General features: G+C 32.8%; 15 protein-coding genes. 1 reads left to right on the top strand and 14 read right to left on the bottom strand.

The genetic code is table 11. From position 1 onward, the window contains the following. Positions 1–338: 338 nt before the first annotated feature. The 14 genes from ACT3CD_RS00075 to ACT3CD_RS00010 form a co-directional block, all read right to left on the bottom strand. Positions 339–740 (bottom strand): GFA family protein, encoded by a 402-nt coding sequence (locus ACT3CD_RS00075; protein WP_444641732.1) that lies wholly within the window; start codon positions 738–740, stop codon positions 339–341. Between the two features lie 494 nt (positions 741–1,234). Then, entirely contained in the window at positions 1,235–3,121 is a 1,887-nt protein-coding gene (locus ACT3CD_RS00070; protein ID WP_444641730.1) for a prolyl oligopeptidase family serine peptidase, read from the bottom strand. Positions 3,122–3,124: 3 nt separating this feature from the next. Beyond that, on the bottom strand, positions 3,125–4,204 hold the full coding sequence (locus ACT3CD_RS00065) for a C1 family peptidase (protein WP_444641728.1): 1,080 nt from the start codon (positions 4,202–4,204) through the stop codon (positions 3,125–3,127). Positions 4,205–4,286: 82 nt separating this feature from the next. Further along, positions 4,287–5,084 (bottom strand): helix-turn-helix domain-containing protein, encoded by a 798-nt coding sequence (locus ACT3CD_RS00060; RefSeq protein ID WP_444641726.1) that lies wholly within the window; start codon positions 5,082–5,084, stop codon positions 4,287–4,289. 633 nt (positions 5,085–5,717) lie between these two features. Next, positions 5,718–6,188, bottom strand: coding sequence for a hypothetical protein (locus ACT3CD_RS00055; protein ID WP_444641725.1), 471 nt, complete (start codon positions 6,186–6,188; stop codon positions 5,718–5,720). After that, the gene (locus tag ACT3CD_RS00050; protein WP_444641723.1) at positions 6,128–6,583 is read right to left on the bottom strand and encodes a type I restriction-modification system subunit M N-terminal domain-containing protein; all 456 of its coding nucleotides are present in this window, start codon (positions 6,581–6,583) and stop codon (positions 6,128–6,130) included. The genes ACT3CD_RS00055 and ACT3CD_RS00050 overlap by 61 nt, the downstream gene beginning before the upstream one ends. Further along, entirely contained in the window at positions 6,584–7,375 is a 792-nt protein-coding gene (locus ACT3CD_RS00045; RefSeq protein WP_444641722.1) for a nucleotidyl transferase AbiEii/AbiGii toxin family protein, read from the bottom strand. It abuts the gene before it with no gap. After that, positions 7,372–8,163, bottom strand: a complete 792-nt coding sequence (locus ACT3CD_RS00040) for a type IV toxin-antitoxin system AbiEi family antitoxin domain-containing protein (protein ID WP_444641721.1) — start codon at positions 8,161–8,163, stop codon at positions 7,372–7,374. Before ACT3CD_RS00040 ends, ACT3CD_RS00045 begins: the two co-directional genes overlap by 4 nt. A gap of 1,015 nt (positions 8,164–9,178) precedes the next feature. Beyond that, a complete protein-coding gene (locus ACT3CD_RS00035) occupies positions 9,179–9,916 on the bottom strand; it encodes a hypothetical protein (protein WP_444641719.1) in 738 nt (245 codons plus the stop codon). Positions 9,917–9,949: 33 nt separating this feature from the next. Next, positions 9,950–10,714: a carboxypeptidase-like regulatory domain-containing protein gene (locus tag ACT3CD_RS00030; RefSeq protein WP_444641717.1), complete on the bottom strand. Its 765-nt coding sequence runs from the start codon at positions 10,712–10,714 to the stop codon at positions 9,950–9,952. A gap of 14 nt (positions 10,715–10,728) precedes the next feature. Continuing rightward, positions 10,729–11,445: a carboxypeptidase-like regulatory domain-containing protein gene (locus ACT3CD_RS00025; protein WP_444641715.1), complete on the bottom strand. Its 717-nt coding sequence runs from the start codon at positions 11,443–11,445 to the stop codon at positions 10,729–10,731. A gap of 206 nt (positions 11,446–11,651) precedes the next feature. Continuing rightward, a complete protein-coding gene (locus ACT3CD_RS00020) occupies positions 11,652–12,101 on the bottom strand; it encodes a hypothetical protein (protein WP_444641713.1) in 450 nt (149 codons plus the stop codon). Positions 12,102–12,484: 383 nt separating this feature from the next. Continuing rightward, positions 12,485–13,735 carry a GmrSD restriction endonuclease domain-containing protein gene (locus ACT3CD_RS00015; RefSeq protein ID WP_444641711.1) on the bottom strand — a complete coding sequence of 417 codons (1,251 nt, stop codon included), beginning with the start codon at positions 13,733–13,735 and terminating at the stop codon, positions 12,485–12,487. Between the two features lie 356 nt (positions 13,736–14,091). Further along, the gene (locus ACT3CD_RS00010) at positions 14,092–15,201 is read right to left on the bottom strand and encodes an HD domain-containing protein (protein ID WP_444641709.1); all 1,110 of its coding nucleotides are present in this window, start codon (positions 15,199–15,201) and stop codon (positions 14,092–14,094) included. A 487-nt stretch (positions 15,202–15,688) separates the two neighbouring features. Between ACT3CD_RS00010 and tnpA the strand changes: the two genes are divergently transcribed. After that, a complete protein-coding gene (tnpA, locus tag ACT3CD_RS00005; RefSeq protein WP_444641707.1) occupies positions 15,689–15,985 on the top strand; it encodes an IS66 family insertion sequence element accessory protein TnpA in 297 nt (98 codons plus the stop codon). Positions 15,986–16,076: the final 91 nt, after the last annotated feature.

Below are 16,076 nucleotides of genomic sequence, written 5' to 3'. Positions count from 1 at the left end.
ATAACATCGCCCCAAAATTCACACAGCATTCCGGGAATTATTGAAAACGACCATCTAATACATTGAAAACCAATATTCATTAAAAGGAGTGGAGATAGCAATTTTTTAGTAAAAAAAAGGAAACGACAACTTTCAATCAATTGGTTACATCGTATTTAGTTGTAGTTCTACCGGGATGTCGTTCAACCTGGGGTAATCGCTGGGTCGTGCCGACCGCTCATACTCCTATATATTGTGCTTAGTTTTTTTTTACATTTTACTTTTATATTAATCACCATTAAGTTGTTTCTAGATGTCTATTTGTATCAAAAACTGGCGCAAATCTCTTTATCTATTTTTTATTCTGGGAAGCGTTCAAATTTATTTATTTCTTCCAACGAATCATCCCAACTTGCTTTGTTTGAGATAAAAATATGTGCATTAGGTCGCTTTTCTAATTTCGTATCTAAAGATCCTGCTGGAACTACTAAAAGTTTATCGTCCATTTGTAAATTGGGCAGAGCTGAACCACAATTTGCACAAAAGGCTTTCACATGATTACTCTTATGCGGTTGAAATATTTTAATGTTAGATTCCTTTTTTATCCATTCAAGTTTAGCTGTAGTGGAAAACAAATTTGCAGCATGAGCAGACCCTGTGTCTTTCCTACAATATCTGCAATGGCATAAATAAAAACTCTCAAAGTCACCTATAACTTTAAATTTAATTCCTTTGCATAAACAAGAACCCAAGTATTCCATTTGATTAGTCCATTTTTAAAATAATGATTTTAGTTGAAATCCATTTTCCAGTATTTTCTATTTTTTCTCGCTTACACTTTCCAATCTTTTCTTTAAGCAGCTCGCGTCTCTCTGTTAAATTAAGCACAATCGGTTTGTATAATAATATGTAGCCGACTGCGTGCCACTTTCCTGTCAAGGTACAAGAAAGTTGATGCGGTGCACATTCTCCTATATATTGTATGCTGGTGTTTATTCATTTAAATCTATTAATCAATTATTTAGCTCTAAAATAATCACTTTTTCAAACCCCACCAAATTATCCACGAAGCACAAATTTATTCTGTTTTTTTGAGCGTTGGACAAAAAGCCCTGTGGGCTACTTGGGTTGGCTTTGGAAGCTCTTTGGCAAAGCTTTGGATTTAGCGATGGCTCGTGGGGCATTGGCAATGTGCTTACAAATTGGGCTAGCCATCTTTATCAAGGAGTTATAAGTAAATAAACAATAACCAGAACTATTTCCCAATCACCTTATCAAGCCATTCAAAATACTTTTCATTTGTCTCTTTATCAGGATATTCATGTCCTTTATCCTCTGATATAATTAATGTCACTTTAGCCCCAACATTTTCAAGTTCTGTACTCATTTTTTTTATCAAATCAACTGGTAATGAACCATCCTTTTTACCGTGATAAATAAATACAGGTTTGCCAATAAACTTAGAAATATAGTTCTTTTTAAGAAAATTTGGATGTTCTCCATCAAGCCAGTTACTTGCCAAATAAGGATATCCTGCAAAAACCGCAACTCCTTTGTATAAATCAGGGTGTTCGTAATATGTTCTTAATGCACCGTAGCCTCCCATTGAAAAACCTCCAATTATAATATTTGAAGTATCTACAGAGAAATTGGAAATTACATCCTCAATAGCTTCTATGATATCGTTTTGTGATGAATCTGATGAAAAGCAATTATACATGTCCCGGGCAAGAGGCGCTAATTCAATAAAATTCCCGTTACTTCTTTGTTTATTTAATAAATTCTGTTCATTTACACCACTACCATGTAAAAATACAAGTAAAGGATATTTTTTGCTGCTATCATAATCATTGGGTAGTTTAATAGTGTATGGCTGATAGAAACCATCATATTTTGATTTAAAGGCTCTGCGGTATGGCTCTGTAATTCCGGTGAAAGGGTCAGTTCCTTTTTGAAATATTTCATATTCTTTCATAAAGCTATTTATTCTGCTCAGCAAATCTTTCCCGCTCTCATAAGGCTTTATTTCATTCAATTCAGATCGAAGAAGGTTCAATTTAAAAATAAGTGTATTTACTATTCCGATACCTAAACGATTTGAATTATCTGAAATGCTATTATAAATTTGGTTATAAGATAATTCAGGAATAATCGTAAAATCAGTACTTGAAATTTTGTTCTTTGAAGATGCTACCGTTACATTATAATTTCTGGGATTAAGCCCTTCCGTTTCTATATCAATGCTTTCTTTTGTTAGTTGTTTTCCCATCTTTATCGTAAGTTCTTTCTTAATTACAATCTTAGATGAATCATTGGCAACATTTATAGAGATTTTTTCTTTTTGCGTTTTGTCTGATATTGTTGATATTTCTATTGTTAGGTGTTCGGATAAATGAATTGTCCTGTTTTTTGGCTGGACTAGAATTATAGAGGTATCAACTGATTTTGGTTTTTCGAATTGTAACGGCGCAAATTTCCGTTTAACACCTTCATCCCAAATACCGTAATCATGAACAACTGCATACCCATTAGTTATTGTATCTCCTATAGCCTTTGCAAAATAAAGGTTAAACCCAATTTTGTCAAGCATCCAAGGATGGTATGGCGGAATATCGCTCCATGATATTAATGCCTCAAATCCACACTTCCCATTTTGAGCGCTGTACTCAAATAGTGTTTGGTTACTAAAATTCCAAAGAACTGTTTTTATATTGAAAGTCCAAATTTTTTGTCTTGCCCAATATTTTTTGTTTTTAGAAGGAGAAAAATTCAACTCGTAAAATTCGTCCGTCAAAGTATCTTTTTGTGGAATTGTAAAAAGTAGCTTAAATCCATCTCCATTTGAAAAACCTCTGTTTCTGAAATTTATACTATCTGCTTGTGTCTCGATGTACAGATAAAAATGGGTTGGTGTATATCCGATTAAATAACGAACAGAAACAGTATCGGTTGGAGGATTATCAAATTGCCAGATGTAATTAAAATCATGTTGTTGCATTTGTTCCAACTCGCTATCAAGAACGCCATCTATATTGGGTGTATGATTCAAATAAGGTACCTGAATATATTCTTGCGAGTAATTTGAATTACAAACAAACAAGAATAAAAAGACTGAAATACATGATTGTTTTATTAATTTCATTGCCTATAATTTTGATATTATTGATTCGGGTAATGCCGATTTATGAACCATGATAGAAATTGTCTTTAAAAGAAAATAATTTCTTGACATGTAGGTATAACCATACTTATTCATATAAGAGTCCGAATTTTTTATAACATAAAACATTTTTCCATTTTCATCTTTTGCTAAACCTATAACATGCATATTATGGTCATCTTTTGTGGTATAATTATCGAATGCATCCTGTCGCATTTTTTGTGTAATAACCATATTTTCATAATCTTCATTTAATTTAGCAAAACCAACATTATATCCATCGTCACCTACATCACCATCCCAACAAACTGAATAACCATTTTCAAGGGCACTATCTATTACACTCGAAAAATCATTTATTGGTAGATTTAAATAGTAATTATTGTTCCAATTAGCCTCCGTTTCTAATATAAATTTTGAATAAAATGGATGATGGCTAAAAGATGTTATTTCGATATAATCATCAGGTGAAATTCCAATCATTTCTTCAGCAAAAGATTTTGGAGTGTACTGTTTATTCTGATAAATAAAACTATCAGGAACTTCCCCCATTGTATTTGTTAATATAGTTTCAATATCATTTCTGTATTTTTCCCGTGTCATCTTTCCATAACCAGAATTGACATAGAATTTTACTTTTTCAAGCAACTTTTTATTCATCTCGTTATGGTTGTGTTCAGCAGTACTGTCTATTTTTCCAGAGAAAACAATTTCAGGAATTGCTCCATAATTTTTATACGCTTTCAATACGCTAAAAGTCAAATCACCTTCAGTAAAATAACTATTACCCCTCATTCTTATATATTTTTCTGCCTTATCTAAGTAAGTTGGAATAACATAAAACATAGGAGAAAGCAAAATTGGTTCTTGGCCAAGACGAATCGCCTCTGTCTCAATAAATGAAGTAGTTGCAAAGCTCCAACAAGTTCCGGTATTTTGTTGATTCTTTAATGGAGTGCTTTCTATAAGTTTTGTAATCTCAAATCCTTCCTTTTGTTGGGAATATCCTGCTGTACATATTGAAAAACTAAAGAATATACAAAGGATAAAATTTTTGGTTTTCATGGCTTTAAATATCTACAATATTAATATTTGCGTCAAAAATAGTATGCATATGTTATTGAAAATTGTAAAAATGGTAAGCACGCTATTTCTTATGTCGCTGCAAAAAGGCTGGTGGATTACTAAAAAGCTGCGATGGCTTTACTCCGCTCATTCTTTTAAAATCATAAATAAAATGTGACTGGTCGGTATACCCGAATTCATATGCCAACTCGGTTAATGAACAGGAAGGATTATTTAGTTTAAATTTGGAAGCACTTAATATCCTTACCAGAATTATAAAATACTTAGTAGTATAATTAACATAGGTGAAAAAAATTTTATTTAATGTCTGCCTGCTCATTTCAAACATATCCGAAAGGTCATTTACAGTAATCATCCCCTTTGTTTCATAAATCTTATTACAAATGTTTTTAACCAAAATCATATTTGAGTCAATAGTTATTTTTAAACCTTCTAAAAATTCTTCTGACGCTTGAACACACTCATCAAATGATTTTGCTTTAAAAACTCTGCTATGTAAATCAACAATTGATTCACCATATAATTCACTTACATCTTTAATTCCATAAGGGGTTTTATATGGAAAATAAGCAGAATTTGCCCAAGGGTGAACTTTTATTATGAAATATGACACATGGCTTTCGTATATAAACTCCCAAGGTGGCTCCAATCTATGCGTATAAACAGGCAGGTTCGTTTTTGTAATTCTTTTGCCCCCATACTTTATTGTAATAGTACTATCCTGCAAAAACATAAAATCATTACATGCATCATCAACTGAAATAATAGCTTGCCTTTCAGAGGAATCATTAGTTAATAAAACAAATTCCTTTATTAGGTCATTTAACTCATTTTTTGCAGTTGTGTTTTTTATTATCATAATATCTTATTGTTCCTGCTTCATTAATAAATGTATATGGATAGGTGGTGGCAAAAAACAACTCTTTTGCAAACTTTGGTTTTCGGGGCTGGCTTGCAGCGGTTTGCAAATGTGTTGTTTTGCGGGCGGGGTTTCTTTTTGTCTTTGCGCGGGGGAGAAAAAACAAAATAAATTCCCCTCAAATTGCACCGTCCTATCCACGGAGTGCTAATCCTGTCAGTCCGTTTTTTTTAATTATTTCAATCTTTTAATATCATGTCAATGTGTCGAGATGCGGTTTTCTACACTTGCATACAACGCCCCCATATCATCATTAGATTTCTCGCATTAAATAGTAATTACCTAATATATCGTTTATCAAACGAAGGCAACAAACAGTATTCATATCGTCTTCGCAAAAACACCCCCCTAATATACTGAAAACTAAAGAGTATTAAAAAAACAAATTAAGAGAATAAACTTACGGAGCAGAAGCAGCAGCACAATTAAAGCATGGGCATTCTTCCCAAAAACATAAAAAAACGACAGTAGGTCCATAGTATTTAGTTGTAGTTCTACCGGGATGTCGTTCAACCTGGAGTTATCGCTGGGTCGTGCCGACCGCTCATACTCATATATATTGGTAGCAGTGCTTTATTGTTCAATGAGTTCCCAACCATTTTGAATATAGTCTTTTTGTAATAAATAATTCATTCCAGCTTTCTTATACTCCAATAAACAGTTGTATTGCCTTTCCGTAAAATTTGAAACTTCTTTAGGTATCAAAATCTTATATGTCAAAGAGATTCTTGCTGCAGTCCAATAATCAATAATCTCTCCGATTTCAACATATCGAACAATTCGTTTACTTATGTTCACCAGACTATCAAGTTCGTTAAGTGAATAGTATTTAAAATATAGGCCCAATGTGTCAATAGAAAGAAGGTCAGGATTCAAAGTCTCAATTTTTTCTCCATCATCTATTCTATCTAGTCCAATAATTAGAGAGTTATTGTCAAGTTTCAAATTTTGAGTTTGAAGAAAATTCTTTATTCCGATTGAAATCAAATCATATTGTCCTTTTGGATTAACCCGATAAATGCTATTTGAATCAGGATAGAACATATTTTTAGGTGGAAAGAAGTCCAAACTACCTGTCGAAAAAGATTTCCATTCTTCATGAAATTAAAGGTGTCTTCAAAAACTGATTTTACAATTTCATGCCGTTTCACCTCACCGTTTAAACTTTTTAATGTCGGAAATAACTCCTCGTTGATAAAAGCAATCAATTCATCACCCGACAATTTCTTCTTAACTACCCAGTTTTCCCACTTCAAATTATCAGGTATTGGACTTATATAGTCTTCAATTGACTTTTTCCAATCTTTTTCTTTGTCGGAGAATATCTTCATGAATAGCATCCAAACCAATTGCGCTATTCTTTGAGCGTCCCCATCCAATCCTGCATCCTTGCGCATTATATCCCGAATGGACTTTACAATTGAAGTAATATTTGTCATTTATATCTTTTCTATCAATTCTGTTTTTAACCAATCAAAAGCCTCGTTTTGATTGTAACTAATTTCAGGTCGCAAAAGAGCCTCCATATCACCTGTAAATTCAGCACTGTTTTCTTTTTCTTCTATGTTAAGTAGGAACTCTTTTTTACTTGGAGCTCTTTTTCCTGTAGCAAACGAAGTATATTCTTTAAAACAATTTATGATTTGTTTATAGTCCAAGTCAATATGTTGCCGTGAATAATCTAAATCAAACAAATCTCGCCCTTTGCTTCGTTGATATAATGCCCTGAGTTTTGTTCCTAAAAGTTCGTTTATATTGTAAGTCTTTATTTCTGCTTTACCAGAAAACCATTCACTTTCAATTTCAAAAGGAAAATCAACCCAATCAAGAACATTAAAATGCTCCTTGCAATTGATTTCGAGTTTCAAACGCATTCTTATTTCTTCGTATTCCGAAGTGAAACGATATAAAGCCTTAGCTCCGTGTCCACGAACCTGTGTAGCTCTTTTCTCTTCGAAAAAAGTTACAACTTCTCCAATTCTTTCCATTATTGGTTTAATAGGACCAGCCTTGATTTGTACTAAATCAATATCCTCAGAATAACGAGAAGCAGGATTTAGATATAATTTATGTAAAGCTGTTCCTCCTCTGAATGCAAGATTTTCTCGCAAAAATTCATCTGAGAAAATTTCAACCAAGGCTCTTGAAATAATTAAATCTTGTTCCACTTGTGAAAATTCTCTCCAAGGTGCATGTTCCTGCCATTTTGCGATATATGGTCTGGGTATCATAAATCACTTTCTAATTTTACATTAACATCAACTTTCCATTTATTGTCAACTGCACCTGGTTTTTCTTTTGATTTTGGACTCAATAAAACAGGGAAGAAGTTTCTTGTCATTAACTCTGAATAAATCATTTCTTGTAATTCTTCTTCTATCCCAAGTTCTTCAAGCAAAAAACCGAACCTTTGCAAAGTGCTTTTGTTCGGATACCAACTTAAAAGGTTATCTAAATCTGATTTGTTTAATTCTTCTGTCAGTTCCTCAATAGTTGCAAGCATTCTGTTTATTCCGCCTAATTTTGTTTGATGGTGAATCAAATCAACTATTGTTAATGCTGGGCTTGAAATTTTAAAAATTCCTGCATCTGATTTTTTTAACTGGATATTCTTATCTGACCAATTGCTTGTAGTAAAAAAGCGGATGTCAATTGTCCTTTTTGATATATCGTTGAACTTTGGTTTCTCAGTTATCAGATAATCTCTTTGAGCTTGTTGATGACTAGCTCCATGAAACCTAGCAGCAGAAAATAATCCTACATAATAGTTTCTACCCAAAAATTTAAATAGTTTTTCACTATAAAGTTGAATTGGTAATTTTTGAGCAGAGGAGTATCTTGGAGTAATTATTAAATAGAATCCTTTTCTCAGGTTTACAATTTCCCCTTTTTCAGTCAAGCGGTCAAGTTCTCTCTTGATAGAAGTATCTGTTTTTCCTAACTCATCACGTAACTCAACTACTGAGAATGAGTATTCTTCAACCGATAAAAGTTTTTTTATGTATTCTGCAATTGTCAACTTAGAAATATTTCGAGCAATATACCTCCATTTGGTGTGAATCTCAAATTTATACTACGATTTCTTTTTGCGTTGCCAAAAAAACAACTCTTTTAAAAATTTTGGTAGTGGGAAAGCCAATGAGATTTTTAAATGTGTTGTTTGTGGGTGGGCATTTGCACGGTCTCTTTCAGCATTAAACACAACGTCGAGTGTATGCGTAGTGGCGGACTTCGGAGCTTCTCGCTATCAAACCGATATAGCGTTGATGCGAGCCACAAACCTTGATATTTACTGCTTTCCCCGCCATTACGTATGACACATTGTGTGTGCCTTGAATGGTAAATATAAACAAATTTTCACATTTTATAGTGAGAAAGTCCAGAGAGTGCAAGTCTCTTATGTGCTTGGTTAACACCGGGAAACATTAGTAAGTCGCAAGCTGGTTTGGAGTGATTGATGCAGTGAAGTAAGCGAGCCTACAAAAGTCTGAACTGACGAACAGGAACGGAATACGAGGCATAATTGTATGGGTAAGTAACCACACCATTAGTCGGTCTCGGAAAGGGGGATGGGCAATTGCTCAAAGTCCTGTTTTAGGAACAACTATAACTATTTCAAGACTAAAGAGACGCGATTACATATCTATGCCGGAACTTCATTTGTCGCTTAACCCATCAAGGTACGAACCGCCGTATATGCACCCGAGTGAAAAATATCCTGTGAATATTTAAAACGAAAGGTGGGAGCAGAGCTCGCGTACGGTCGGTGGTGTGAGAGGCTCTCCGCCAGGCTAAAAGCCTAGCGGAGAGCCTACTCGATTAGCACCCGTGATTTTTTACATTGATCTATGTTGCCTTTTAACAACAGTAATTAGTGTTTGTCTATAAAGTCAACTTCTGCGTTATGCTTGTCATAAAAACAGTCATTTACGAAAAGTAAACTCCTTGATTTTTATGACTTCACAGGCCTTAAATTTGAACTTTATATTTCAAACACTTAGTTTATGGACAGAGTCTAATTAGGATATATTTTACTATTGAATAGTAAATTTTATTACATCAGAAGCCTCTATATAACTTGTGTACATGTAATCCTCAATATCATAATCATAAACCATATTATCTTCATAAAAATTACAGAAATACACTTTAATATAAACAGTCTCCCCTTTCGTATAAGGAGAATTATCTATTCCTACATATGTTAAAAATTCAGTCAATGGAGAGGAAAAAGAATAAGTGCTATATGTAAATTTATAATCATAATTTGATTTTGATACATCTTCGCTATGATCAAAGAATGCTGTAAATCGAATATTATACGTCTCTGTTGTTTCAAAAAAAAAATTAATCCCGTTATTGGAAAATACAGTACCTTCATCTGTATATGCCATATCCAAATTTACAAATTCCACATTTGGAAGTTCGTATAATTCTTTAATATCAATAAAAGCAGGTACATCGCCTCCTATAAATTGGTAACTAAAGAGTTTATATAATCCATAATCTGCTTTATCATAAATTATATTGTAAGTCCCGGCTTTAACATTGGTTAATTCAAAACGGCCATCTTCATCAGTAATTACCGAATTACCACTACCTTCAATTGAAACTTTGACACTACTTTTATCTTCAATTTCGACACCGTTATTATCAATTAAATTAACAAAGCCAATAATTTCTCCGCTAAATGATAGGTTGTCATCACTCTTATCACAACCGAATAAAAAAATGAAGAGATTCAGTATAATTAATGTTTTTACAGTTTTCATTCTTTGTTTTGTTTTATTTTAATTTGCAAACAATTATTCAAATTCTGGAATTATAATACTTGCCACATTGGATGGGTTATTATAATTAACTGTTGTATAAATTTCTTTCCCTGTGTTTATATCAGTATAATTATATTCATAACTGCTTATTGCTGGATACATAATTAAATATAATTCGGAACCTGTTGGAAATTGAAGTGTATCAATATATAATATAAAATTAAAATCACCCGAATCATAAAATAAGTGGTCAGCAGTGCTTGAGATATAATTTTCATATGAAACGGTTTGTTTATTGCTTAAATAATAACGGCACCAAGGATAAGGATGTTCGTTTTGGTTTAAAGCATTTGCGGTTACAAAAACACTTGGATAATAAGCATCTTCTATCTCCGTAATCTGCACATTATCTATTTGACAATCTATAAATTGATATAAATACCTTTGACCAAGTGTTGTTGGTTTATTTCCACCGACAAAAGGCTTACCATATATTTTGTATTGTCCATAACCGTCTTTATTGAAAAGAATATTATAAGTGCCAGTTTCTAAATTGTCAATAACATATTGTCCACTTTCATTAGTATAGACTTTTATTTCTGAACTACTTCCCTCTAAAGTAATTTCAACACCACTATTATCGGACAAAAGGATACGTTTATTATCGAATAGTTGGACATAGCCAACTAACTGGCCAGATAATTTTTCGTATTCAACATTTTTTTCACACGCATTATTTATCAATAATATGAAAAAAGAAAAGAATAATATTCTACTATTTCTTTTGTAAATATTCATAGTTAGTTATTTTATTATGGTATTGTTATTCTTGTTACGTTAGATGGTTCTCCAACCGGCCAGATATTGCGATTTGACAAAATATCATAATAGCCAATGCTAACTATTGGACAGCCATAAGCAATAATATAAACCTCACTTCCCGAAGAGTAACTGCTTGTATTGCTATACATATTGCAAGCTATTTGGGATCCACTTTCACCATCAAAAATCAATGTTCCTGCTTCTATATAATTTGAATCAGATACATTCTCTTGATTATGTAAAAAGTATCTTATTAGAGCATAATCACCGTTATGATTTACAGTGCTTTTAAGATAGAGGTTATTAACAGCATCTAATTCTATACTAATATTTTCAATTGTTGTACTTGTTTCTTCTATCAAATAGCCAGAAGTATGGAGAGGTTCATCACCTCCAACGATTTGTAATCCCTGAATTTGATAAACGTAATATCCTTCTTTAGAAAAAATCAGGTCATAAGTACCTGTTGGAATATTATCTATCAAAAATTCATTATTACTATTAACTGTAGTTGAAAATTTTGTGTTTCCATCATCAAGTACAACATTAATGTTTTCAAAGTCATCATTATTTTCTCCAAACTCATTATAAACATACATCTGCCCTTCTATTGTTCCTTTGAGTTCAATTTGTTTTATCTCGGTCTTTTCACAACTAGAAAATATTAACAGAAGGAAAATTAACTTTACAAAATTCTTTCTCATCATTTTAATTTATTATAGTAAACTTTTAAAATCCATATTTAATATGTTTGAATTGCTGTTCATGGGTGCTAACGTACAGTGGTATGAGGTCGTGGCGGATTGACGAGAGTCAATCTGTCTGACCGAGCAGAAGCAAGCACGAGATTCGACCTGTCGAATCGGCACGAACCCGCCAATGCCTTATTACCACATGTTGGCAACTGCCTTTTTTATTTTAACGAATCTATTCTTCGTTCTAATTTGACTATTGAATCTGGTTTTTTTAATAAATAATCTAGCCTTAAGAATTCAAACGGTAAAAATTTAATTTTCTTAATTTTTCCTTCTTTTTCAAGAAAAATTCGGTAATGAAAAATTAACCACCTTTTCACTTTTATGATTGACTTCAGTTCATATTCTTTTTCCGAAAAATAATTAGAACAATAAACCTTCTTTGAGTCAATATGTACCTTTTTGATATTCAACATTGGTAAATATCCTATGGTCATCATGATCAAACATAAACAATTTATGACGATCAAATCTGTCTTGCTAGCGACTTCTTTAATTGCTAGATTCAAAGCAACTAAAATTCCAATTAAAATAACAGGTAGAATAAACTTATAAACAATGGTCAGTCTTGTTGTTATTCTTTTCTTATTATTCTTTTTACTACTCATTCAATTATTTATTTTTCTTATGCTGATTTTGCGTAAAGGTTGTTGCCAACGCCCACATATCGTCAATAACATTTCTCGCATTAAATAGCAATTACCTAATATATCTTTATCAAACGAAAACATCTTTATAAACAGACTTCATGTCGTTTTCGCAAAAACAACCCTCTAATATACTGAAAACTAAAGCGTATTAAAAATTAAATTGAGAGAATAAACTTAGTCGTGGTAGCTGCACAAGACTAGCAGGGGCATTCTTCCCAAAAACATAAAAAAACGATAGTAGGTCCATAGTATTTTGTTGTAGCTCTACCGGAATGTCGTTCAACCTGAAGTAATCGCTGGGTCGTGCCGACCGCTCATACTCCTATTATATTAGCCCATCGTTATTCTATTTCTTCGTATTCTTCTACCAAGTCACTTTCAATATGTTCTTTTCCGTGAATTTTGTCGTGGCATTTAGTACAAAGAACCATAATGTTGTCTAATTCGGATTTTCCTCCTTTTGCATACATCTCTTTATGGTGATATTCGGCTTCTTTGTAGTCTTTGAACTCTATTTCGCAATTTGGATATTCACATTTACCGCCTGCTTTTCTAAATGCGTTAATTTTTTCTTCATCATTTATTTGTCGTCTATCATCCAATTCCGAAACATTGTATTTGGCTAAAAATTCATCAATTAGAATTTTTTTGCGAAGAGTTAATATTTTTTCTGACCAACCACCTCTTACGTTATCATAAAATCTTTGATAATTAGCTTTTGAACCTCTAAAAGATTCGTCATATACCTTGGAGTGGAATGATTTTATAAATGTTCTTAAATTTTCTTCTTGTCCTTTGAGTGAATATCCAATTTTTAAATCTCTAACCATTGTGTAAAGAGCAATTACCCACGCATGTTTTTCAAGATATTTATAATTCCCGGGGTTTTTTGGGAAGCATTTTTCGAGAAAATTTAATACACCTATTGCGTTTTTGTATTCTTTAGAATTTTTTTCCAATTCTTTATGCTGGTCAAAGAAATTATATAATTCATTAGAACCCATTTGCTTAGAACCATACATTTCATAAAATAAGATTCTTGCTGCATCTGGATAAACACCATACCTATTTTGTGAAATTCCAATTGAATATTTCATAAAATTGTGATTAGCAATTTCTCGCATACATTCTACAATGGTACCAGGATTCGCATTTAATCTTTCTCCAAGCTGTAAAGGTTTACCACGTTGAAGTCTTGAGAATATTAATCTAACTCTTTCATCATCATAGTCCTCCATAACGTGAAAGGTTAAATTGTAATTTAGAAAAGTCTCTTTTTGGTTATCAGATAATGCTTTCTCTCCATTGAAAGTTAATCCGTGATTATCTTCTCCAGAGAATTTCTTATTTAAGGATAATTTATTGTCATAAAATTCTTGAATACAATGAAGTCGTTGTTGTCCATCTACAATATAAAATTTATCTTCGCCTGATTTATAATTCATAAAGAAGATTGGAATAGGTTCTCCTTTTAATACAGTATCAATTAGACATTGCTTGTCCAATTTAGACCAAGCGTCAACTGGTCTCTGGTAAGTATGGTCGACTTTGTATTTATTTCCGTCGTTTATGAACTTTTGTATTGTTGGCATATTTTATTTTTTTTAATGTGGGCTAACACACTCATATCGTTATTAACATTTCTCGCATTAAATAGTAATTACCTAATATATCGTTTATCAAACGAAGGCAACAAACAGTATTCATATCGTTTTCGCAAAAACAACCCCCTAATATACTTAAAACTAAAGCCTATTAAAAAAAAATTGAGAAAATAAACTTAGGCGTGGTAGCTGCACAAGACTAGCATGGGCATTTTTCTCAAAAACATAAAAAAACGGCAGTAGGTCCATAGTATTTAGTTGTAGTTCTACCGGGATGTGGTTCAACCTGGAGTAATCGCTGGGTCATGCCGACCGCTCATACTCCTATATATTAGGCAACGTATTTAAAATTTAATGGCTTTTGGAAGTTTTATTGATTTAAAAGCCTCTAATGCAAAATTATCAGTCATACCAGCAATATAATCACAAACTATCTGTCTTGGAATATTATTTTCTTTATCATAAAGAGTCTTCATTTTTTCTAAATATCGACCAAAACTAACACCAAGGTCAGAATCACTAGAAGTATATTTTGAGTAATTTTGACCATTGTTATCATAAATATCTATCAAATAATCAAATAGTTCTTCGAGGATTTTTTCTCCTTTTTTTCGATATTTTAAAATATCAGGATGTAAATAGATATTTCGGTAATTAAATTGTTTTAAAATGTTTAATTTTTCAAACATTTCGTCAGAGAACCCTATTTTATCACTCTCTTTTGAGTTATTTATTAAGTCAATTGTTAAGGAATTAATTATATCTCCATTTGATTTGCCTATATAATCTCGAATTGTTTCGGGGATATCTGATAATGTAATATATTTTGCCAAAACTGCATCTTCAATATCTCTACCTAAATAAGCGATACTGTCTGCAAATCTGACTATAATTCCTTCGTAACTTGATGCAAAATAATCTCTTGTTTTAATTTTATCTAAGTCATTCTTAGACTCTGATGGTTTCAAATATTGAGCAAACTTTTCTCCATTATGATTAATAATTCCATCTTTAACGCCGTAGGTTAAATTAAGCCCTTCTCCTTTGTTTGCTAAATATTGAACAACTCTGTAACTATTTACTTCATGAACGAATTTAAAGTCAGCATTCAATTTTCTATTTAGAGCGGTCTCTCCTGCATGACCAAATGGGGCATGTCCTAAATCATGTCCTAATCCAATAGCAAATGCCATTTCAACATTTAAATCCCATCCAAAATTATTTAATCCTTTACATATTGTTGCACCAATCGTTGCAACATGCATAACATGTTCAATTCTAGTGCAAACATGGTCATTCTCTGGCGAGAAAAAAACTTGCGTCTTGTGTTTTAACCTACGATATGGCATCGAATGTATTATAGCGGTTTGGTCACGAAAGTAATCTCCTCTTATTGGATACTCTTTTTCATTTACTCTTTTTCTGTATTCTTCTTTAGATAATGGATTTTCCATAGTTGTGGGTTTATATGTTGCCTAACGGAAAATTATAAGTTACGTGGCGGATTGCGGGTGACTTCCTGTCCGCATACGGACAAGGAAAACATGCGGAAATCCGCTGCTGGCGTACCACTAAGGCCGCCATGGAATTTATAAAATGTGTGTGCCTTGAATGGTAAATATAAACAAATTTTCACATTTTATAGTGAGAAAGTCCAGAGAGTGCAAGTCTCTTATGTGCTTGGTTAACACCGGGAAACATTAGTAAGTCGCAAGCTGGTTTGGAGTGATTCATGCAGTGAAGTAAGCGAGCCTACAAAAGTCTGAACTGACGAACAGGAACGGAATACGAGGCATAATTGTATGGGTAAGTAACCACACCATTAGTCGGTCTCGGAAAGGGGGATGGGCAATTGCTCAAAGTCCTGTTTTAGGGTATCCACCCCATTGCGTGCATATTTCATAATTAGATGATCGGGAATATTTTTGCATCAAAAAAAACATGAGCAAGAAAGAAAAAATGTTTGCAATGGTAGAACAATGGCGTGAATCAGGTATGACGCGCAAGTCGTTTGCAAATCAACATGGATTTAAGTATGAGTCATTCAATTATTGGTGTAAAAAACAATACAACGAAGTAGTGAAAGTTGATCAGCCGACAAAAACTTCAACTCAATCATCCCGATCTATGATGCCTGATTTTGTAGAGCTCAGTTCCGGTTTAGATATGAATGATCAGGTTCAGCCGATCCGGATGGAGATTGAATTACCGGGAGGAATACATATAAAAATTTACTAGTCATGCTTGGTTTAAGTGCTAATCTGCGATACTTTCTGTGTTGCAGCACTGTTGACATGCGAAATGGCTTTGATGGATTGTCTGGAATTGT

This window comes from Geofilum sp. OHC36d9, from assembly GCF_052400685.1.
Lineage (GTDB): Bacteria > Bacteroidota > Bacteroidia > Bacteroidales > Marinilabiliaceae > CAZHHH01.
Note: the sequence above shows the minus strand (reverse complement) of the source record. Positions and strands in the feature narration are given on the sequence as shown.

Coding starts and splice junctions, on each gene's coding strand:
- ACT3CD_RS00075 (WP_444641732.1), bottom strand. CDS start 740: ATGGAATACTTGGGTTCTTGTTTATGCAAAGGAATTAAATTTAAAGTT.
- ACT3CD_RS00070 (WP_444641730.1), bottom strand. CDS start 3,121: ATGAAATTAATAAAACAATCATGTATTTCAGTCTTTTTATTCTTGTTT.
- ACT3CD_RS00065 (WP_444641728.1), bottom strand. CDS start 4,204: ATGAAAACCAAAAATTTTATCCTTTGTATATTCTTTAGTTTTTCAATA.
- ACT3CD_RS00060 (WP_444641726.1), bottom strand. CDS start 5,084: ATGATAATAAAAAACACAACTGCAAAAAATGAGTTAAATGACCTAATA.
- ACT3CD_RS00055 (WP_444641725.1), bottom strand. CDS start 6,188: ATGTTCTATCCTGATTCAAATAGCATTTATCGGGTTAATCCAAAAGGA.
- ACT3CD_RS00050 (WP_444641723.1), bottom strand. CDS start 6,583: ATGACAAATATTACTTCAATTGTAAAGTCCATTCGGGATATAATGCGC.
- ACT3CD_RS00045 (WP_444641722.1), bottom strand. CDS start 7,375: ATGATACCCAGACCATATATCGCAAAATGGCAGGAACATGCACCTTGG.
- ACT3CD_RS00035 (WP_444641719.1), bottom strand. CDS start 9,916: ATGAAAACTGTAAAAACATTAATTATACTGAATCTCTTCATTTTTTTA.
- ACT3CD_RS00030 (WP_444641717.1), bottom strand. CDS start 10,714: ATGAATATTTACAAAAGAAATAGTAGAATATTATTCTTTTCTTTTTTC.
- ACT3CD_RS00025 (WP_444641715.1), bottom strand. CDS start 11,445: ATGATGAGAAAGAATTTTGTAAAGTTAATTTTCCTTCTGTTAATATTT.
- ACT3CD_RS00020 (WP_444641713.1), bottom strand. CDS start 12,101: ATGAGTAGTAAAAAGAATAATAAGAAAAGAATAACAACAAGACTGACC.
- ACT3CD_RS00015 (WP_444641711.1), bottom strand. CDS start 13,735: ATGCCAACAATACAAAAGTTCATAAACGACGGAAATAAATACAAAGTC.
- ACT3CD_RS00010 (WP_444641709.1), bottom strand. CDS start 15,201: ATGGAAAATCCATTATCTAAAGAAGAATACAGAAAAAGAGTAAATGAA.
- tnpA (WP_444641707.1), top strand. CDS start 15,689: ATGAGCAAGAAAGAAAAAATGTTTGCAATGGTAGAACAATGGCGTGAA.